The sequence below is a fragment of the Novosphingobium subterraneum genome (assembly GCF_000807925.1).
Classification (GTDB): Bacteria; Pseudomonadota; Alphaproteobacteria; order Sphingomonadales; family Sphingomonadaceae; genus Novosphingobium; species Novosphingobium subterraneum.
The window spans coordinates 126,036-146,603 of record NZ_JRVC01000015.1 but is presented as its reverse complement, the minus strand read 5'-3'; the positions used below and the strand labels follow the sequence as shown (position 1 = coordinate 146,603).

The 20,568-nt window shown below is 63.1% G+C and carries 17 protein-coding genes; 12 read left to right on the top strand and 5 right to left on the bottom strand.

Annotation, left to right across the window (positions count from 1 at the left end; genetic code table 11):
• The first annotated feature begins 244 nt into the window (after positions 1-244).
• From NJ75_RS15445 to NJ75_RS15435, 3 genes are read left to right on the top strand one after another with little or no spacing between them, the layout of a single operon-like run.
• Positions 245-913, top strand: coding sequence for a haloacid dehalogenase type II (locus NJ75_RS15445; protein ID WP_039336005.1), 669 nt, complete (start codon positions 245-247; stop codon positions 911-913).
• Positions 914-938: 25 nt separating this feature from the next.
• Positions 939-1,970, top strand: coding sequence for a phosphotransferase enzyme family protein (locus NJ75_RS15440; protein WP_082013417.1), 1,032 nt, complete (start codon positions 939-941; stop codon positions 1,968-1,970).
• Between the two features lie 57 nt (positions 1,971-2,027).
• A complete protein-coding gene (locus tag NJ75_RS15435; protein ID WP_039336003.1) occupies positions 2,028-3,356 on the top strand; it encodes an aspartate aminotransferase family protein in 1,329 nt (442 codons plus the stop codon).
• Between the two features lie 290 nt (positions 3,357-3,646).
• Here NJ75_RS15435 and NJ75_RS15430 read toward each other — a convergent pair whose 3' ends face one another.
• Positions 3,647-4,444 (bottom strand): helix-turn-helix domain-containing protein, encoded by a 798-nt coding sequence (locus NJ75_RS15430; protein ID WP_174544609.1) that lies wholly within the window; start codon positions 4,442-4,444, stop codon positions 3,647-3,649.
• 148 nt (positions 4,445-4,592) lie between these two features.
• Here NJ75_RS15430 and NJ75_RS15425 point away from each other — a divergent pair, with 148 nt between their 5' ends.
• From NJ75_RS15425 to NJ75_RS15415, 3 genes are all read left to right on the top strand, one after another.
• Positions 4,593-6,335, top strand: a complete 1,743-nt coding sequence (locus tag NJ75_RS15425; RefSeq protein WP_039336001.1) for a D-aminoacylase — start codon at positions 4,593-4,595, stop codon at positions 6,333-6,335.
• 108 nt (positions 6,336-6,443) lie between these two features.
• Positions 6,444-7,322 (top strand): Coq4 family protein, encoded by an 879-nt coding sequence (locus NJ75_RS15420; protein ID WP_039335999.1) that lies wholly within the window; start codon positions 6,444-6,446, stop codon positions 7,320-7,322.
• Between the two features lie 132 nt (positions 7,323-7,454).
• Positions 7,455-9,884: a TonB-dependent receptor gene (locus tag NJ75_RS15415; RefSeq protein WP_174544610.1), complete on the top strand. Its 2,430-nt coding sequence runs from the start codon at positions 7,455-7,457 to the stop codon at positions 9,882-9,884.
• Positions 9,885-9,961: 77 nt separating this feature from the next.
• Here the strand turns inward: NJ75_RS15415 and NJ75_RS15410 are convergent, their stop codons facing one another.
• The 3 genes from NJ75_RS15410 to NJ75_RS15400 are packed head-to-tail and all read right to left on the bottom strand — an operon-like array spanning position 9,962 to position 14,269.
• The gene (locus NJ75_RS15410) at positions 9,962-10,780 is read right to left on the bottom strand and encodes a Coq4 family protein (RefSeq protein WP_039335997.1); all 819 of its coding nucleotides are present in this window, start codon (positions 10,778-10,780) and stop codon (positions 9,962-9,964) included.
• 14 nt (positions 10,781-10,794) lie between these two features.
• Positions 10,795-12,591 carry an acyclic terpene utilization AtuA family protein gene (locus NJ75_RS15405; RefSeq protein WP_039335996.1) on the bottom strand — a complete coding sequence of 599 codons (1,797 nt, stop codon included), beginning with the start codon at positions 12,589-12,591 and terminating at the stop codon, positions 10,795-10,797.
• Positions 12,584-14,269, bottom strand: a complete 1,686-nt coding sequence (locus NJ75_RS15400) for an FAD-dependent oxidoreductase (RefSeq protein WP_039336062.1) — start codon at positions 14,267-14,269, stop codon at positions 12,584-12,586. The genes NJ75_RS15405 and NJ75_RS15400 overlap by 8 nt, the downstream gene beginning before the upstream one ends.
• 316 nt (positions 14,270-14,585) lie before the next feature.
• Here NJ75_RS15400 and NJ75_RS15395 point away from each other — a divergent pair, with 316 nt between their 5' ends.
• The 6 genes from NJ75_RS15395 to NJ75_RS15370 are packed head-to-tail and all read left to right on the top strand — an operon-like array spanning position 14,586 to position 20,300.
• Positions 14,586-16,721: an NAD(P)/FAD-dependent oxidoreductase gene (locus tag NJ75_RS15395; RefSeq protein WP_039335995.1), complete on the top strand. Its 2,136-nt coding sequence runs from the start codon at positions 14,586-14,588 to the stop codon at positions 16,719-16,721.
• The gene (locus NJ75_RS15390) at positions 16,721-17,251 is read left to right on the top strand and encodes an Lrp/AsnC family transcriptional regulator (RefSeq protein WP_052242558.1); all 531 of its coding nucleotides are present in this window, start codon (positions 16,721-16,723) and stop codon (positions 17,249-17,251) included. The genes NJ75_RS15395 and NJ75_RS15390 overlap by 1 nt, the downstream gene beginning before the upstream one ends.
• Positions 17,251-17,769: a flavin reductase family protein gene (locus NJ75_RS15385; RefSeq protein WP_039335993.1), complete on the top strand. Its 519-nt coding sequence runs from the start codon at positions 17,251-17,253 to the stop codon at positions 17,767-17,769. Before NJ75_RS15390 ends, NJ75_RS15385 begins: the two co-directional genes overlap by 1 nt.
• A gap of 13 nt (positions 17,770-17,782) precedes the next feature.
• Entirely contained in the window at positions 17,783-18,412 is a 630-nt protein-coding gene (locus NJ75_RS15380; protein WP_039336058.1) for a nuclear transport factor 2 family protein, read from the top strand.
• A 5-nt stretch (positions 18,413-18,417) separates the two neighbouring features.
• Positions 18,418-19,488, top strand: coding sequence for an alkene reductase (locus NJ75_RS15375; RefSeq protein ID WP_039335991.1), 1,071 nt, complete (start codon positions 18,418-18,420; stop codon positions 19,486-19,488).
• A gap of 11 nt (positions 19,489-19,499) precedes the next feature.
• The gene (locus NJ75_RS15370) at positions 19,500-20,300 is read left to right on the top strand and encodes an SDR family NAD(P)-dependent oxidoreductase (RefSeq protein ID WP_039335989.1); all 801 of its coding nucleotides are present in this window, start codon (positions 19,500-19,502) and stop codon (positions 20,298-20,300) included.
• A 58-nt stretch (positions 20,301-20,358) separates the two neighbouring features.
• On the opposite strand, the gene NJ75_RS15365 is transcribed toward NJ75_RS15370, so the two are convergent.
• Positions 20,359-20,550, bottom strand: a complete 192-nt coding sequence (locus tag NJ75_RS15365; RefSeq protein WP_039335986.1) for a hypothetical protein — start codon at positions 20,548-20,550, stop codon at positions 20,359-20,361.
• Between the last annotated feature and the right edge of the window lie 18 nt (positions 20,551-20,568).

Genomic DNA, 20,568 nt, shown 5'->3' with positions numbered 1-20,568 from the left:
ACACAATGGACAGGTTTATCGCCTGCAAACCATTGAAACTAGGACACAAGACACGAATTGGTGTTGATATATGTAAATATACAAGCTTATTTGAGGAAATACTCATATACGCGCGCAATCGTTGGTCTTGAGCGGCCGGGAACCGAAATCTCGGCAAATTCTGCCGAAAGCCTCACACATTCGGCAAAACCCATTTCATCGCGGCGATTACTAACGGCGGCACCGCAAGGATGAGGAAGCCGCCATGAGCCACTTTCGCCCCAAGTATGTGACTTTCGATTGTCACGGTACGCTGATCAATTTCCAGATGGCAGATGCCGCACGCGATCATTTTGGTCATTTGCTAGACGAGCCGCGCATGGTCGAGTTCATCCGCAACTTCCAGGCATATCGTCTCGATGAAGTGCTGCGCGATTGGAAGCCGTATAGCGAAGTGGTGTACAAGGCCCTGGAACGCACCTGCAAGCGCAACAACGTCTCGTTCAGGCCGGAACAGGCCGAGGAAATCTACAACCGGGTGCCCACTTGGGGGCCCCATGCAGATGTACCAGAGGGTCTCGCAAAACTGGCACGGCATATCCCCCTGGTAATCCTGACCAATTCGATGAACGCACAGATACCGAAGAATGTGGCGAAGCTGGGCGCACCCTTCCACGCCGTTCTGACCGCTGAGGATGCCGGAGCCTACAAACCGCATCTGCAGGCGTTCGAGTACATGTTCGACACACTTGGATGCGGACCGGAGGACATTACTCACGTCTCCTCCTCGTTCCGACACGATCTGATGTCGGCCTATGACATCGGCATCAAAAGCAAGGTCTGGGTCAACCGTGGCCACGAGCCAGCCAATCCATTCTACGAATATAGCGAAATTCCAGACATCACACGCCTGCCCGCAGTATTCGGGCTGTGAGTCTCGGTTCGCCGGGGTGAATGCCATGGCGCCCACCGCACCCATTGCAGCACATTTTGGTGATGGCCCCGCATTCCTGCGCGCTGCCGCCGAAAGCCTTGCGCAGCTTCCGGACACAGCCGAGCCAGAAACCGGCGAGTTCCTGCTGCATGCATACTACGGGATCAAGGCTGCCCTCACAACGCTGTCGTCCGAGGTCGAGCGCACTTGTGTGGCGATGCTTGCCGATGGCCAGCGCCTGATCCTCAAGACCTCAAACAGGGTGTCCGCGTGTGATAGCTTTCGCTTCCAAAGCGCCGTTCTCGCCGAACTCGAGAATGCCGCCGACGTCATTGTCCCGCGTGTGATCCGCACAGATCAAGGCGGCTTGCTATTCGAGCATGAGGATACGGGCGGATACCTCCAGACCTGTGTCGATGGGCCAGCCCTGCACACGCTCGTGCATTCACCCGCCTTGCTGCACGATGTAGGCGCGGGGTTGGCGCGGCTAAACCGTGCCATGGCCACCCTTGAACTGCCCGGCGCCCGGCGGCCGGTCCTGTGGAACCTCCAATGCTGGAATGGCTTGGCCCGCCTGCAGCGTTACGTCCCCGAAGGACCCACCGCCTGCCATGTGCGGCAGGCTATGGCGGACTATTCCGAAGCCATCGCGCCCCGACTTGGCGAACTGGACTGGCAGGCCACTCACAACGATCCGAGCCCTTTCAACATGATCGCAACGCCGCAAGGCGTGGCCTTCATCGACTTCGGCGACGGCGGCTGGAACCCGCGCTTGCAGGACCTCGCCATTGCTGCGGGACACTTCGTTAGCGATCCTGCATTGCCATTGGGGGGAGCCGAGCATCTGATCGCAGGCTATGCCTCCATCCTGCCCCTCTCGGCGCTCGAGGTCGAGTTGCTGCCTGGCCTGATGCGTGCGCGCCAAGGTGCGCTCATCCTTATCAATCATTGGCGAGCGCATCTTTTCCCCGATGCGGCTTGCTACATCATGAAGAACGTCCACAGGGCCGAGAGAGGGTTGGCGCTCCTGAGCCGAAGCGAAACTGCAGCAGCCTGAGGCGCAAAAGTCACGTTCCTGACGACAACCTGATACCCGAACATGAGGCGAGAATTGATGTCTGTAGATCTCATGCCCAATCGTTACCGCCCCGGCGATGCGGAACTGTCGGAGCGCGAGGCCGAGTTGATCGCACGGCGGGATGCTGTGCTCGGCGCATCCTATCGGCTACAATACCGCAAGCCTGTACACTTTGTCCGGGGCGAAGGCATGTGGCTCTACGATCCGGACGATCGGCCCTACCTTGATTTCTACAACAATGTGCCTTCGCTCGGCCACTGCCACCCCGAAGTGAATGCGGCGATGGCCGAGCAGGCCGCGCGGCTCAACGCCAACACGCGATATCTCGAGCCGAGGCTGGTGGAATATGCCGAGCGGCTCACATCAACATTTCCGCCCGAGCTGGACCGCGTGGTCTTCACCTGCACCGGCAGCGAATCCAACGACCTTGCCCTGCGCATCGCGCGTCTCGCGAGCGGTGGCGAAGGGGTCATCGTTACGTCTTACGCCTATCACGGCACCAGTGCTGCTGTAGCCGCGGTCTCTCCGAACCTGGGCGCTGCTGTGAACCTGAGTCCCTACGCAAGAATCGCGCGCCTTCCCGGCCCTGCGGGTGTGTCCGATGCAGACGCCTCCGGCTTCTTCGAAGCTGAAGTTCGTGCGGCGATCGCCGACTTGCAGCGTCGTGGCATCGGCGTCGCCGCGCTGCTGTTCGACAGCATTTTTTCCAGCGACGGCGTCTGGATCGATCCCCCGGGCTTCATTGCGGGCGCGGTCGAGGCAGTGCGCGAGGTTGGCGGGTTGGTCATATCGGACGAAGTGCAACCCGGCTTTGGCCGCACCGGCGCCCATATGTGGGGCTTCGAACGCCACGGCATCGTTCCTGATCTGGTCACCTTGGGCAAGCCGATGGGTAACGGCTTTCCGATCGGCGGCGTGGTCGGTCGACGGTCTCCGATGGAGAAGTTTGGCAACACAGCACGCTATTCGAACACCTTTGCCGGCAATACGGTCGGCATCGCTGCTGCCGATGCAGTGCTAACCATTTTGCAGCGGGACTGCATAATGGAAAGCGTACTGGCCGCTTCCGCACGACTGCATGCCGGGCTCGAACAGATTGCGAGCGAAACCCCCGGAATCCGTGCCATCCGCAATGCGGGGCTCTTCTTCGGCGTCGATATCGGTCTGGATTCGGACTCGACCCACCAGCGGCGTGGTCGGGCGCTGGACGTGGTCAATCTCATGCGGGATGACGGCGTTCTGATCAGCACGACCTCCGCAAACGAGGATACCCTGAAAATCAGGCCGCCTCTGGTTTGCCAAGAGGAGCATGTGGAACTCTTTCTGCGATCCCTTCGGAAGGCCCTGGTGGAAGCATCGAGCTAGCGGCCGCATTCTCTTCGTGCCGTGCAGGGGGCCGCGAGATCTGCGGAAGATCGCACGGTGTCTGCGTAAAGGCACCTGCAACCACTTCCTGACTGATGAAGTCGCGGCAGCCCCATGCGAAGTCAGTGATGTCGAGGCTGATCGCCCGTCCGCCGAGTCGTAAACCGCCTGCTAGCCGCTCGCCTCGAAGCAGCCATAGCCTTATGACCCTGAGCAAGTCTGGACGCTAGCGTTACATTTTTCAGGTTTCTGCCTGATGCCAAGAGCAGGTGCTGGTTGCGCAAAGACGTTCACACCGGCCCCTTTGCACCACCCGCACCTAGTGCATCCGTCCATGCCGTGATCCCGTCCACACGCATTGGTTCCATGTCGAGGGGGCGCATCACGCTCAACATGCCGTACCAACCGCTACCTGCCACACCCGCATGAGACTCGCGGTCACGTTCGGCAAGCACCTGCACTTCCACGTGATGGCGCTCGATGAGTTCGGCCAATTGCGCAGCACCGGCAGGTGAGAGCTTGACGGTCTCTGCACTGTAGACGGTCTCAGGCTGAGAATAATCAAGTTCGAAGAACGTGCGCTTCATGTGAACCTCGAACAAGGAGCGCAAAGGTTGCTTCCGAAAGACCAAAGCGCGGTCAACCAGCGGCCGCACGCGCCCGCTGCGCAACCGGTCAATCAGCGCCAGACGTTCAAGCCGTTCGAGCGCAGCATCCATTGCCGCAGCCGGCACATTGAAGTCAGCCGCCACTTCCTCTGCCGGCACTCCGCCCAGCAGGGCCATGAACAGGAACGAGAGGAAGATGTTGGTCGACAGGGCTTTCTCCTGCGCCAGCGTCAGCTCATGCGCGAGATCGCCCGGGCACTCTTCTGCTTCCCTCGCCAGGTCACCCAGCACCAGCCCGCACAACTGCGCCATGCGCTCAAGCCGGTCGATCGTGAGTCCCTTGCCCGCCAGCCACCGCTTCACGGTGGCCTCACCGACGCCCAGTTCCCGCGAAAGTCGTAGAACTGTCCATCCATCTTTGCGCAAATGACGGCGTAAAGCAGAAATCATCGCCGATGCCGTAGGTTCGTATCGCGTCATGATCCGAATTAGATAACAGGATGATCCGTTTGGCAAGAGCCCGTCTTCGCACAACCGCACCCATGCATATGCTGCACCCAACGAACAAGATTCTGCGGACGATGCTGCGCAACATGCAGCGATCTCGCGAACCCAACGGGAGAATGAAATGAGCGATATCCTCATCAAGAACGGCACCGTCGTGGACGGCACCGGCGCACCCGCCTTCAAGGCTGACGTGCGCGTGAAGAACGGCGTGATTGCAGAGGTGGGCGAAGGCCTCGCACCGGCTGGAGAACGCGTGTTTGACGCCAGCGGTTGCCACGTCACCCCCGGCTTCATCGAGAGCCACACCCACTACGATGGGACGATGTGGTGGCAGCCCGATCTCGACCCGCTGCCGGGCTACGGCGCGACGACGATGATCCTTGGCAACTGCGGCTTCTCTGCAGCACCGCTGCATAAATACATGCCCGCCCAGCGCGAGATGATCGGCATCTTCTCGTTCTTCGAGGACATTCCCGAAGGCCCGTTCATGCAGAACCTGCCGTGGGACTGGAACAAGTGGAGCGAGTACCGCGCATCGGTCGAACGAAACGTCAAGGCACCGCTGAACTACGCCGCCTATGTCGGCCACATCGCCATCCGCCTGGCAGCAATGGGCGTCGAGGCCTGGGAGCGTGAGGCAACCCCTGAAGAAATCGCGAAGATGGCCGAACTCCTCGACGACGCGCTCGCTGCTGGTGCGCTCGGCATGTCAGACAACATGCACGACCATGATGGTCAGAACCGCCCCGTCCCGACACTGATGGCGAACGACGCCGAGTTCGAAGCCCTGTTCGACGTGATGGAGCGCTATCCCGGCTGCTGCTACCAGGTCATTGTCGACACCTTCATGCGCATGACCGGCCCGGCCAATCTGGAGCGTCTCGCGAAGCTTCTCGGCGGCCGCAACATCAAGTGCCAGATTGCAGGGGCCATCCCGACGCTCGAATTCCAGAAGGGCATCCTGCCCGCCATGCAGGAATCGGTGCGCAAGATGCGCGAAGCCGGTGTCGACGTGTGGCCGGGCTATGCCCACGTCTCGCCCACCTCGACCCTCAGCCTGGTGAAGTCGCTGATCTTCGCGCAGTCGAACGATTATGTCTGGCATGAAGTCGTGCTTGAGGACGACCACCACAAGAAGGCGCAGCTTCTCGCCGATCCGGCTTGGCGTGCCCGTGCCCGTGAAAGCTGGGACACGCAGGCCTGGGATCATTCGCCGCTCAAGAACCCTCAGGAACTGTTCCTGCTCGACAGCGAGAACGGTACTGGGCCCTTGAACATCACGCTGAAGGAATACGCCGACAGCCTGGGCCTGCACCGCTCCGACGCTATGGCCGACTGGATCCTCAAGAACGGCACCCGCTCCACCGTCCACATGGCCCCCTTCCCCAAGGACGAGGACCTGACGCTGGAGCTGATGAAGGACCCCAAGACCGTCGGCAACATCTCCGACGCTGGCGCCCACCTGCAGATGCTGTGCGGTGGGGGCGAGAACGCGCTCCTGCTCACCCAGTATGTCCGCGAACAGAAGAAGCTGACGCTGGAGCAGGCCATCCACATCATGACCGGCAAGCTCGCCGGCCACTTCAACCTGCACGATCGTGGGGTGATCGCGGTAGGCAAGCGCGCCGACATTGCCGTGTTCAACATGGACGAGATCCAGCGCCGCGAAATGGTCAAGGCGCACGACGTGCCCGACGGCAAGGGCCGCACCACCTGGCGTTTCACCCGCGCCGCGATGCCCACCCGCCTCACCCTTGTGAACGGCGTTCCGACTTTCGAGAACGGCGCATTCACCGGCGCGATGCCGGGTGAGTTCCTGTCCCCCGCCAACGACGATGCTGCGCTGGCAGAGGCTGCGGAATGACCGTCTTAGCGAGGGCCAAATCCCCAAGATGAACCCTCGCACTGGGGGCGTCCACTCCCTCCCGGACGCCCCCTAACTCTTTGCAGAACATCAGGAAAGGATGCCGACATGAGCGAAGCAAAGATCGGCGATGCCGACCGGGCCTACTTCAACGGCCGGATCCAGAAGATCGAGACTGAAAGCTCGGTCCTCGTAAGCTCTTCCAAGTACCTCAACCATGCGGGCCTGCGCGCACTGATCTCGCAGGAGATGCTGCGCCGCAACGGGCCTGACCTTCCCAACACGGCATACATCCCGGAAGTGGCGCAGATCCTCCACGATCTGGAAGACATGCCCCGCATCATTGAACTGTTCGAGATGGAAAAGGCCCGCCTGCCGCTGTTCAAGCGCTGGCTCGAGCGCAAGAGCCTGTCCAACTTCACGATCGACGAGACCAAGGACTGCGCCCCCGGCACGCTGGGCGCGAAGATCCACGATTTCATGGTCAATTCGGGCTACCAGCTCGATCTGTTCTTCCAGGAAATTCAGGTCGTCAACGACTTCACCTATTACCTGCGCCAGACCGCGCTTTCGCACGATATCGAGCACATGATCACCGGCTTCGGCCCGAACCATGGCGGCGAAATCGCGCTGCTTTCAGCCAACATGCACGCCAAGGCGCTCTACTTCCACCCCGAGCTCAGCAACTTCTTCAGCCGCATCGCCTATTACCTCAAGGCCAAGACGACGATGAAGGACGCGCTGTTCTATCCCGAAGCGATGGTCGTGAATCTCGAAGCGGAGTTCATCGGCGCGCAGCAAGGCCGCAACTGGAAGTACCCGCTGATGCTGGTCGACTGGCGCGAATGTGCCGATGTCCAGATCGAGGACATCCGTCGCGAACTGAACATCACGCCCGTGATCGACAGCCGCTGGGACGATACCAACCGCCTCTGCAACGAGGACGACCCCAACTACGGCGTGCCGATGATGGAAGCTGCCGAATGAAGGGCAGTCCGATCATCACCGGACCACCTTGCTGCATGACAGGGGCGGCGAGCGCAGCGCGCTTTGCCGCTCCTTTTGCATCGCGCCCGGCACCAAGCTCTGGCGTCAGAAAACAACGGAGGGAGAGACATCATGAAAGCACGGCATACCCACAGCATGCTCCTGCGCGGCACGATACTTGCGGCTGGCGCGCTGGCCTTCGCACCCCTGGCCCACGCCGAGGAAAACGCAGCTGAAGAGCAGGCCGAAACAACCGGCCAGTCAGCCTCGGTCCAGGAAATCATCGTCACTGCCCAGCGCCGCGAGGAAAGCCTGCAGAAGGTTCCCGTGGCAGTTACTGCGATTGGCACCGAACAACTGGAAGCGTTGCGCGTCACCAGCGTGCGCAACCTCGCCGGCCTCGCGCCCAGCCTGCAGTTCAACGCGCAGGGCCAGCAATCCAACCCCACCATCATCATTCGCGGCGTCGCCTCCGGAACCTCGTCGAACTCGGTCGATCCCAAGGTCGGCATGTATATCGATGGCGTGTACATCGGCCGTGCCGTGGGATCGCTGCTCGACTTCTCCGACATCCAGCGGGTCGAGGTGCTGCGCGGGCCGCAGGGCACGCTGTTCGGTCGCAATGCGACATCCGGCGCAATCAGCATCGTCACCGCCGCCCCCAAGGGCGAGTGGGGCGTGCACGCCACCGGCTCCTATGGCAACTACGATGCCTTCCGCGGCAAGGTCTCGCTCGACCTGCCGCAGATTGGCCCGTTTTCGATCCGCCTGTCCTACCTGCATGACCAGATCGATGGGGACGTGACCAACACGATGGGCGGCAAGGGTCTCAATATCGCCCTGCGCGCGCCCGAATTCGGCACGCAGCGCTTCGTCAACAAGCTCGGCTATCGCAACGTCGATGGCGGGCAAATCGCGGTGCGCGGCGAGTTCGGCGCGCTTATCGCCGATTACCGCTTCGACTATACCGACACCCGTGCCTCGGGCCGCGCGATGCAGAGCCTTGGCGTGATCCCCGACGCCTCGGGGCAGTTGCTCGGCCCCATCGTGGCGCTTCAGCCGTTCTTTGGCGGCACTACCAACGAGGGGCTGAATGGTCCCTTGTCCTCAGTCGCAGCTGCCACCAGCGAGGAGCACGTCGTTACCCAGGGCCACAGCCTGACGTTGACGCTCGACGCCAGCGACAACTTCACCGTCAAGTCGATCAGCGCCTACCGCAAGTTCCGGCAGGACCCGGTGATCTTCGATCTCGGCTCGGCCGGCGGCATGCGCTTCACTTTCCAGCAGTTGGGTGCATTCCTTACCCCCGGACTGACCCCGCAGCAGATCCAGGCGATCCTGTTCAACCCGGCCAATGCACCCGGACCGAACGACTACTTTTTCCCGCTGCTCTCCGCCCGCGCCACTCGTCAGGAGCAATTCAGCCAGGAGCTGCAGTTCCAGCTTTCCAACGACAGGTACCAGTTGACCGCTGGCCTGTTCTATTTCCACGAAAAGTCGCCCGGCACCGAAGTACTCGGCATCCTTTCGCCCACGCCGTCTGCCACCATCGTGCCAAGCCCGCTCGACAACATCTTCGGCAGCGGCATCACCCGCACCGAAGGCATCAACGACTCCATGGCCGGCTATGCCCAGCTGACCTGGCACCTCTCCGATACTTTCGACCTGACCGGCGGCCTGCGCGGCACGATCGACGACCGCGAACTAAAGATCTTCGTGATCTCGGGCGCGCAAGGTGGCTCGCTGGGCGTTGGTGACTACAAGGCAACCTACAAGAAGCTGACCTGGACCGGCATCGCGACCTGGCGCCCGACCGAACAGACCACGCTCTTTGCGAAAGTCGCCACCGGCTACGTTTCGGGCGGCATCCTTTCGGGCATCCCCTATCGCCCGGAAAACCTGACCAGCTATGAACTGGGCGCCAAGACCCAGTTCCTCGACAACAAGGTGCGGCTGAACGTGGCGGCCTACTACAACGACTACAAGGACCTGCAGACCCAGAACTTCATCAACGGGCGACAGTTCTTCGACAACGCAGGCAAGGCGAAGATCAAGGGCTTCGAAGCCGAACTGGATGTCGTGCCGGTCGCAGGCCTGAACCTTTCAGGCAGCGTGTCCTACACCGACTTCGACTACAAGCAGTTCATCCTGAACGGGCAGGACGTCGCTGCCTTCGCACGCCCGACATACTTCTCGAAGTGGACCGGCCGCGCCGCCGCCAGCTACAACTCACCCGATTTTTCCAGCAGCGGCGGTCATGTCACTGCGCTGATCGAGGGCCGTTACCGCAGCACATACTACCTCACCTCCACTCCGCTGCGTGATCTTCTCACCAACCAGCCAGTACTGGAGGACCGCAACCGCCAACCCGCCTACTGGCTGGTCAACGGTCGCTTGGGCGTTGCCGACGTGGGCCTCGGCGGCGCCAAGGTCTCGCTCTCGGTGTTCGGGGACAACATCTTCAACAAGCGCTACATCAGCTTCGGCGCCCCGGTACTGCTGTTCACCGGCAGCTACGAACGCGGACGCACGTATGGCGTGGAGCTGGGCGTGAACTTCTGATCTGCCAAAGTCTGATCACATTACAACAGGGGAGAGGGGCCGGCGCGAGAGCGCCAGCCCCTCGGTTGTCTCGGGGCTCAGCTGTATTCAGGCCACAGCAGCGAGGCCTCGCGGCTGTCGAGGTCCACCGCGCCGACGATGCCAAGCGCCGCCCGCGCCTCTGCCAGCGGCAGGTGAAACACGTCTTCGTACTTCGCCATCCAGTATGGTCCGGACTGCTGGCCCACATCCATGCCGCAGCGCACGGCCTTGAGCGCGGTCGGGAAGGCTGCCGGATAGTGCAGCCCGGTGCGCGAAACGAGCCTCAATGCGCCCAGCAACTGCCCGGCATTGATCAGACCGACCAGTTCCGGATCGAGGAAACGCGGCAGGTTCGAAAGCCGCGCGAAATAGGGAACCAGTTCGCCGATGATATCGAACCCGCCGCCGCAGACGATATGCTCCAGGTCATGCGTCTGGCCGCTGCGGAGCGAGAAATACTCGAACTGGTTGCGGGGAGTGAAGCGCGGCACGATGTCGATCTCGAAGCCGTTGTCGCGCAAGTAGCGCCCGAAGGTGTGGCCCAGCGAGCCTTCCGGATTGGCCAGCAGCTCCTCCACGGTAAAGTTCGACGAAAAGCCCTCCTCGAACCACGCGTCCAGCTCGGGCCAGCGTTTGCGCTCGGCGGTGAACAGTTCCTCGATGCGCGGCACGTCGAAAATGTCGGCAAGGATGCCATAGAGCTTGTGCGCATCAAGCGTTGTGGGCGAATCCTTGCCGCTCTTGCGCAAATAGGCCGTGGCCAGCCAGTCGCGCAGGCGCGGCTCGTTGAGGTAATCGGAGTTGCTGACCAGCACGGTGCTGTCGGTCGCCACAGGCTTCGCACCGCGCGCAAGGTAGGGCAGGTCGTCGGCCATCAGCTTGTCCTCTTTCAGATCAGCGACGCCGGCACGCGCACCGGCATCTCCAGCAGGTGCTGCGCCATGCTCTTGGCCGCGGCATCGAAGCGCGGCGATAGGTTGATCCCGCCGCCTTGTGCGTCATGCGCCAGGAAGTTGATCGCATGGACGCCCGGCACTTCGAACCGCTCGACCCGCGCATGCGCGGGAGCGTCGAAGAGGTGGCGATACCAGTCCGTCACCGCTGCCACGGTCAGGCTCGCCCGGATCCACGGCAGAAATGCCGGATCGCGGGCAATGACCGCGACGTTGAACAGCCGCCCCTTGTCGCCACTGCGTGCCCACGCCAGCCGGATCAGCGGCACTTCAACGAGTTCCCCATCCATCACCGCCGCTTCGCCCTCGATCGGCGGCAATGCCGCCGGATCGAAGCCAGGCACGACCGGATCGGCATAGTCCAGCGCCACTCCATCAAGCGCCACCGCTTGCGTCACGCGGCGCCGGTCGATCAGGCCGAAGAACATGCCCGTCAGCGGAAAGGCGCGCGGTGCGGCGATGATCGGCGCGATCGAGGTGCCGACCGCCATGTTCATGATCGCTGTGGTCTGTTCGCGCCCGAACAGAATGCAGGCTGCCGGATTAGCATGATCGACCACGATCTTGAGCAGCACCTCGCGGGGCTCCAGCGCCTGCGCCCTCGGTCCCCACGCCGTCTCCGTGCCGATCACCTCGACATGGCTCTGCCGCCACGGCCCCCAGCCGCGCTCCTCCAGCATGGCGGAAACCCGCTCGAGCAAGGCCTCTGCCGTCCGCCTCGCCTTTGCCACAGCATCGATCCCGCTGACCGGAATCAGCGCGACCGAGCGCCAGCCATCTTCATAAGTCCCGCACAGCTTGAGCGTTTCGGGCGCTGGATAGCCCTTGGCACCGCGCACCAGCACCCGGTCCGGCCCCACTTGCTCCAGCATGATCCCGGTAAAGTCGCACACCACATCGGGCACGATGTAGGCGCGCGGATCGCCCACTTCATAAAGCAGCTGCTCGGCAATCGTGCCCACTGAAACGAGGCCGCCCGTGCCATCGGTCTTGGTCATCACAACGCTGCCATCGGCATGGCATTCGCCAACCGGAAAGCCGATGTTCGCCCAGTCCGGCACATCCTGCCAGTCGGTGAAGGTCCCGCCCGTCGCCTGCGCGCCGCATTCCAGCAGGTGCCCCGCCACCGTGCCCGCTGCGAGCAGATCCAGATCGTCCGGTCCCCAGCCAAACTCATGGATCAAGGGCCCGAGGATCAGCGCGGAATCGACCACGCGTCCGGTAATCACCACGTCTGCCCCGGCATCCAACGCACGCGCGATCCCGAACGCGCCGATATAGGCGTGCATCCCGATCTCGCCCTCGGGCAGGGGCGCGCCGCTGTACATATCCCGCAAACCCTCGGCGCGCAGCTGCGGCACTAGATGTTCGACGTCGTCGCCAGTCACTGTCGCCACGCGCAAGGTCAGCCCCTGCTCGCGCCCGCGTTGGCGGATCATCTCGGCCAGGCCTTCCGGGTTCATGCCCCCGGCGTTGGCAGTAACGCGGATGCCGCGCGCCTTCAGTTCCGTGAGATATGGCCCGATGTGGATGTCGACGAAATCCGGTAGGAAGCCTGAGCGCGGATCGGCCTGCTTCATCCGCCGGAAGATGCCCATCGCCCCTTCGCCCAGGTAGTCGAAGGCAAGGTAGTTCAGCCCCTCGACCTTGAGCAGCCCCGGCACGGCAATCGCGCTGTCATTCAGCGCCCCGCTCGCCCCGCCGATGCGGACGACCTTGCCCGCTTCAGTCATTGGCCCCGGTCAGGTCCCGCGCCGCGACATAGCCGAAGGTCATTGCCGGCCCGATGGTCACGCCCGCACCCGGATAGCTTTCGCCCATCGCCGATGCCGCGTTGTTGCCAACGGCATAGAGCCCGGCAATCGGCTGCCCTGCATCGTCAACCACCTGAGCCTTGGCATTGGTGCGCAGGCCTCCGTTTGTGCCGATGTCGCCTGGATAGATCGGCATGGCGTAGAACGGCCCCTCGGTCAGCGGTCTCAGGCAGGGATTAGGCTGGTGGCGATAGTCGCCATACATCTTGTCATAGGCCGCCTCGCCGCGATGAAATTCGGGGTCCTCGCCCTTGGCCGCGCCTGCATTGAACCGTGCGATCTGCAGCTCCAGCGCTGCCGGATCGACGCCCATGTCCCGCGCCAGTTCTGCAATCGTACGCCCCTTCTTGAGGATCGACTTGACTGCACCCGATTGGAGCCAGTCCGGCACCAGTGGCAGCAGCGGCCCCATCGGGAACTGGTGGCGATACTTGCGGTCGAACACCATCCAGCTGGGGCTGGCATCGCCGAATTCGCGCTGCCGCCGGGCCATCTGCTGGCCGACGATGTGGTACGAAGCCGCCTCGTTGAGGTAACGCTGGCCCTTCTGGTTGACCATGATGCACCCCGGCAGAGCGCGTTCGATCGTACACAGCCGCCCGCGGTCCTCGCCGGGAACATGAAACACCGGCGCGGCCCAGGCCGAATGCATGTTCATCGTGCCCGCGCCCACGGCCTGCCCTGCCCGGATCGCATCGCCTGTATTGCTGGTCACCCCGCCCGATGCCCAGGCCTTGTTGTAGAGCGGCGCGTTCGCATCACGCATCCGCTGGTTCTTGTCGAACCCGCCCGCCGCCAGCACAACGCCCTTGCGCGCGCGGATGGCAAAGGGCTTGCCGTCCTTTTCCACCACCAGCCCGGCGACACGCCCGTTCTCGGTCACCAGCTCCTTCATCGGCGTCTTGAGCCACACCGGCACGCCTGCCTCGTTCAGCGCGACCCGCAAGGCGCCGGTCAGCGCATTGCCCAGCGTCAGCCGCCGATCTTTGCGCGAAGTGAAGCGCAGCGGCCAGTCGAACCAGTACTTCGCCATGTTCTTCGCCAGCCCCGTCAGCCAGCCGGGACCGCGATAGAGCAACTGGTAGGTCTCGGCGAACGTCCAGTTGAGATAGCCGAAGAGGCTCGCCGCAGGCGATGGCAACCGCTGCGTCTTGAGGTCCTCGCCCAGCAGCGTGCCGTCGAACATCTCGGGCAGGTGGGTGCGGTATCCGGTGACCGATCCCCCGGGGTTCTCGGCATGATAATCGGGATAGGGCTGCGAGGTGTAGACGACGCCGGTGTTTGCGGTCACCCAGCGCAGCATCGGCGCGGCGTTCTCGACATAAGCGCGGATGTTCTCGTCGGGCACGTTGTCAGCCGAAAGCGCGCGGACATATTTGAAAGCATCGTCCAGATTGTCCTCAAAGCCCATTGCCTTGGCCTGGTCGCTGCCCGGAATCCAGATGCCGCCGCCAGAGGTGGCGCTTGTTCCACCCCACAGCTTGTCCTTCTCAACCACCACGACTTCCGCACGGTTCTTTGCCGCCACCAGCGCGGCGAGCATCCCGCCTGCGCCCGATCCGACGACGACAACGTCGACCTCGCTCTGCCACTCCATGCCCATCTCGATCCTGTCCCGGATTCCTTGGCGGAAGCCCTTGCTATCAGGTAACGCAGATGCCGCCACAGATCTCCCAATGTCAACACCATGCGTAGCGGTGAAGACATGTTTTTACGAATATTCGAGAGAAACGCGAGAAATGCGCGTCTCCATGGGGAAATTTGGCCCAGATATTCCGCAAGAAGCCAAAAGCCTCCGCTTTCCGCCTTGATTATCGTAGGGCAATGAGCCATGGATTACGCAATAATGGACAATATGACGCTGCAAGGCAGAATCCTGCGCGTCGTAGCCGCTCGGACGAGGAACCGCAAAGTTGTCTTCCAACCTCTACCCCCACCTGCTCTCGCCGGGCCGCATCGGCACTATGGAGACCAAGAACCGCATTGCCGTCACCGCGATGGGTGTAAGCTTGTCGGAAGATGACGGCACGGTAGGCGAACAACTGATCGCCTACCATGAAGAGCAGGCGCGCGGTGGGGCTGGCCTGATCATCTGTGGCGTGGCCGGCGTTGCCTGGCCGGTCGGCGCAGTGGCAATGCAGCAGACCGCGATCTCGGACGATCGTTTCATCCCCGGCCTCAGGGCACTGACGGACCGTGTCCATGCTCACGGTGCGAAGATCGCCACGCAATTGCACCACGGCGGATTCGTTGCCGGATACAGCTTCAACCGCTGGGGCCATAAGCTGTGGGGACCGGCCGTTCCGCCCGCGCCCAAGGGCAGCTTCATCGACTACTTCCTCATGGAGGAACTGCAGGCGCTGGCCGGCATGAAGATGCCCGAGCTCAAGGTGCTCGAACAGGCCGACATCGACCTTGCCGTGCAGCAGTTCGCACAAGGCGCGCGCCGCGCCAAGGAAGCCGGATTCGACGGGATCGAGATCCACGGCGGCCACGGCTACCTCCTGTCCTCGTTCACCTCGCCCTCTACCAACACCCGCACCGACCAGTACGGCGGCAGCGTGGAGAACCGCCTGCGCCTGACGCTTGAGGTCATCGCCGCGATCCGCGCCGAAGTCGGCCGCGATTATCCGCTGTGGATCAAGCTCGATTCACAGGAAGTGGGCAAGCCCGGCGGCATCACGCTGGAAATGGCCAAGGAGCACGCCCGCCTTGTCGAAGCCGCCGGCGCCGATGCGATCACCATCACCTCGTACCACGATACCTCTGTCGGAAAGCTGCACTCGCAGTCTAACATTCCGCATCTGGAAAACTGGAACCTCCCCGCCACGGCCGAAATCCGCAAAGTCGTGTCGATCCCGGTGATCGGCTCAGGCCGGATCGAGGTGGACAGCGCCGAAAGCGCCATCGCCAAGGGCGAGACCGATTTCGTCGCGATGGGCCGCAAGCTGCTGGCCGACCCGCACCTGCCGCGCAAGCTGACAACGGGCGAGACCGAAAAGGTCCGCCCCTGCGTCTATTGCTACACTTGCGTCTCGGCGATCTACATGGGCCAGCCCACGCGCTGCGCGGTCAACGCCAACCTTGCTCACGAGTTCGAAGGCGATGCGCCTGCAGCAAACGGCAATGCTAGTCACGTCGCCGTGATCGGTGGTGGACCCGGCGGCATGGAATCGGCCCGCAGGCTTTCGGCCCTCGGCCACAAGGTCACGCTGATCGAGAAGTCGGACCGCCTGGGCGGCACCCTGCGCTTTGCCAGCCTCGCCTATGAACCGAACGAGCGCCTGCTCGAATGGCTGCGCCGTGAGGTGAAGGAGGCCGACATTGACGTCCGCCTCTCGACCGTCGCAACCCCCGAACTGCTGCGCGAACTCGGCGTACAGACCGTCATTGTAGCCACTGGCGCGATCCGCGACATGCCGCCCATCCCCGGCAACGATCAGGACCACGTCTACTCGGGCGATGATATGCGCCGCATGATGCTGGGCGAAAGCTCTGACGATCTGAAGCGCAAGACCGGCCTGTTCACCCGTCTCGCCACCAAGGTCGGCGCGGCGACGGGTGCCACTGCCAATCTCGCGCTGGTGCGCAAGGCCACCCACGCCTGGATGCCGCTTGCGGATACCGTCACCATCATCGGCGGCGAACTCGTCGGCCTCGAACTTGCCGAATTCCTCAGCGAGCGTGGCCGCATCGTCAACGTGATCGAGGAAGCCCCGCGCATGGGCAAGGGCCTCACTCTGGTGCGCCGCATGCGCCTGATGGCCGAACTCGCCGAACATGGCGTCGGCCTCCACGCGGGCGCAACCACCATCGCCATCGGCAAGGACAGCGTGACCTTCACCGACGCTGCGGGCCAGCCGCAGACCGTTCCCGCCGGCAACGTCATCGTCGCCAAGGGCGCGCGAGGCGACCTGACGCTGGCGGATTCCCTCCGTATCGCCGGTTTCGATGTCCACGCCATCGGCGATGCCAACGGTGTTAGCTATATCGAGGGCGCAATGCACGGCGCGCGGGCAGCGGTGCGCGCCATTCGCGAGATGGCCTGATGGCGCGTCCGGCAAACGGAACCCGAAGCGCCAGCAGCCTCGCCGCCCGCGTGTTCAGCTTTGACGCTACCGATCAGGCGATCATCCGCGAGTTGCGCAGCAACGGCCGCGCCAACAACCAGCAGATCGCCGAACGCCTCGGCCTTACAGCGACGACAGTCTCCACCCGCATCCGCCGGATGGAAGACGCGAACCAGTTGCGCGTCGTCGCGGTGTCCGATTTCTCCGCCCACGGCTTCAACGTCTTGCTGCGCATCTCGGTCGAGGTGGACGGGCGTCCAGCGTCGGAAGTCGCGGCGGAGCTTGGCGGCCTGCCCGAAGTCTTCGCCGCGCATATGGTCACCGGGCGCTACGACATCGACATGCTCGTCGCCCTGCGCGATTTCGACAGCCTGTCCGATTTCCTGCTGGACAAGCTCTCCACGGTCCGCGGCATCCGTACCCTGACACCGGCCATCGTGGTCGACATCATCAAATACAAGTTTGACGAGGCCCCGATCGAAAGCCGGAGTCAGGAGGCAAGGCCCTGATGCCGAACGACCAAACTGCGCTCGATGCCCGCCTCAGGCGCGTACTGCGCTTCATGCCAGCGCCGCTGGGAATTGTTACGAGCTTCGATCCCGAAAATGGCGCGCCGGTGGGCCTCGCCATGTCGGCATTGATGCCGGTATGCCTGGATCCTCCAGCCATGGCGATCTGTGTGAACCGCTCAGGTTCGGCACACGATGCAATGATGCGGGCCGGACGTTTCTGCATCAACCTGCTGCAGGCTGGGCAGGACGGCCACGTCCGCCCCTTCGCCGATCCCGCTGCGCGCGAAATGCGGTTTCGCCAGGATGATTGGCGCCAACACGTCCACCATGCGCATGAAGGCCTCTGGTACATCGACAAAGCTCCCGCCGCGATCTTCTGCACAATCCGCGACAGTGTCAGATTTGGCACGCACGACCTGCTGGTCGGCGAGGTCGACGATCTGATCACTTCGGGCAGTGACGATATCGTCGGTTGGGCCAACGGCTCGCTCTATCGGCCCACTCCCATTTGCTGAAGGCACGACCATGATGACAGAAGCATCCCTCCTCGCCCGCATCGATCGGCTGGAGTCCCTCGACGCGATCCGCCAGTTGCCTGCCAAGTATTCGCTCGCTCTGGACATGCGCGACGGCGATGCCTGGGTAAACCTGTTCCCCGAAGACGTGCGTGTCGGCGGCGGCAAGACCGGACGCAAAGCCCTGCGCGATTGGTTCGACGAAACGCACTCTATGCAGTTCGACGGTACCAGCCACCATATCGGCGGTCACATCATAGACTTCGACGATCCCGATCATGCGCAAGGCGTGGTCTATTCCAAGAACGAGCACGAATGCGGCGCCGAGTGGGTGCTGATGCAGATGATGTACTTCGACCAGTATGAACGCATCGACGGCCGCTGGTACTTCCGCCGCCGCCTGCCGCTCTATTGGTACGCCAGCGACATCAACAAGGCACCGGTGGGTGATCGCAAGATGCGCTGGCCCGGAGTGCCACCCTATCACGGCAGCTTTCATGATCTGTTCCCGAGCTGGAAGACCTACTGGGCCCGACAGGGACAGCCGCACGATGGACCTGTAGAGCCGCCCGCTCCGCTCGAGAAGTTCATCGAGACGATGCGGCGTGGCGCGCCACTGCCCAAGCCTCGCGTGCGGAGCTAAGCGCCATGGCCGATGTATTCTCGCCCGTGAAAATCGGCGATCTTGCCTTGCGCAACCGCGTAGTCATGGCACCGATGACCCGCGACCGCGCCGGACCGTGCGACGAACCTACCGAACTCATGGTCGAATATTACCGCCAGCGCGCCTCGGCCGGGCTGATCGTCACCGAAGGCACTCAGCCGTCGCCAACCGGCAAGGGCTACTGGCGCACGCCAGGCATTCATTCGCCGGAACAGGTCGCCGGCTGGCGCAAGGTGGCCGATGCGGTTCATGCCGAAGGTGGCCTCATCGCGATGCAACTGATGCACGTTGGCCGCGCCGCCGTTCGCGCCAACAAGGACCCGGAGGCAAAAACCGTCGCCCCCAGCGCGATCCCCTGCCCCGATCCGATCCCCGGCCCCGATGGCATCCCCGTCGCCACCGAAATGCCTCGCGCATTGGCAGCGCACGAGATTCCCGGCGTGATCGCCGAATATGTCGCAGCTGCGCGCAACGCCCGCGCCGCCGGCATCGACGCGGTCGAACTGCACTGTGCCTCCGGCTACCTGCCGATGCAGTTCCTCTCGTCCAATTCAAACCAGCGCAGCGACGCCTATGGCGGCAACGCAGAGAGCCGCGTCCGCTTCGTGGTGGAAACGCTCTCCGCAATTGCCGCCGCCATTGGCGCGGGCCGCGTCGGCTTCCGCATCTGCCCAGGCGTTACCTTCAACGGCATGGCCGACGCCGATCCAGCCGAGACCTATACGACCCTGCTGAAGGCTGTGGACGGCATGGGCCTCGCATATTGCCACCTGATCCACATTCCCAATGCCGGGTTCGACAGCCTCGAACTCGTCCGCGCCAACTGGCGGGGCGCGGTGATCGAGAACTGCGGGCTCACGCTCGACAAGGCCAACGCGGTGATTGCGCAAGGCAAGGCCGAGGCCGTTTCATTCGGCTACGCCTATATCGCCAACCCCGATCTGGTGGAGCGCTTCCGTTCCGGCGCCCCGCTCGCGAAGGGGGACCGCGCCACATTCTACACCGGCCACGGCGACGATGCGCGCGGCTACACTGACTACCCGCGCGCGGGTTGAGCGAGGACACCATGAACAGACTTCAAGGCAAACGCGCCGTCGTTACCGGCGGAGCGCAGGGCATCGGCGCAGCCATCGCCCGGCGGCTGGCGGATGAAGGCGCGACGGTCGCCATTCTGGACCTTTCGGCGCAGAAGGCTGGCGCAGTCCTGCCCGCGCCCCACATCGGCGTGGCCTGCGACGTGTCGGACACCGCCTCGGTGGACGCCGCCTTTGCGCAAGTGGCTGACCAGCTTGGCGGGATCGACATTCTCGTCAACAACGCCGGGATCGGAAGCGCGCCGGGCGATGGCATGGCCGAATTCTATGCAGGCCAGGCTGCCCGCGCGGGAGGCGATGAAACTGCCTTTGCCGACCAGACCATCCACTGTGCTGACGAAGGCTGGTCAAAGGTCCTGTCCATCACGCTCGACGGCGCCTTCCGCTGCAGCCGCGCCGCAGTGCGGATGATGGCTTCACAAGGCGCAGGCGGTTCGATCATCAACATCGGCTCAACCGCTGCGCTCGCCGGCAATGGCCCGGTGCCCTATGTCACCGCCAAGGCCGCCGTCCTCGGCATGACACGCGCCATGGCGCGCGAGCTTGCCCCGCGCGGAGTTCGCGTCAACGCGGTCAACCCCGGTGCGACCGAGACTCCGATCTACGCGCCCCTGCCCGAAGAGGTGAAAGCCGCCGTCGCCGCGGATAGCGTAATGAAGCGCCTTGCGCGGCCAGAGGAAGTCGCAGGCGCAGTGGCTTATCTCGCCAGCGAGGATGCCAGCTTTGCCACCGGCAGCACGATAAATGTCAACGGTGGCGCCTGGTTCAGCTAAGCGAGGGCTGCCGACGCCTTCGAACCTGGTCAACGTGCAGCCGCGCCATTGATGAAATTCAGCGATAAGACGCGGATCTTTCGGCGCTATGCGCCATATTTTCCATGACAACGGTTGGCAGGATGACGATGCAGGCCAGGACGTTGATCACGACGGCCAGTTCGAATGCGATCAGTAACCGCTCATCCGCGGCGGTAAAGCCAGTCGGGCCGACCGCCTCGGGGCTCCGCGTCTTTCGCTTCAGGACCATGAGCCACCTACACGATTA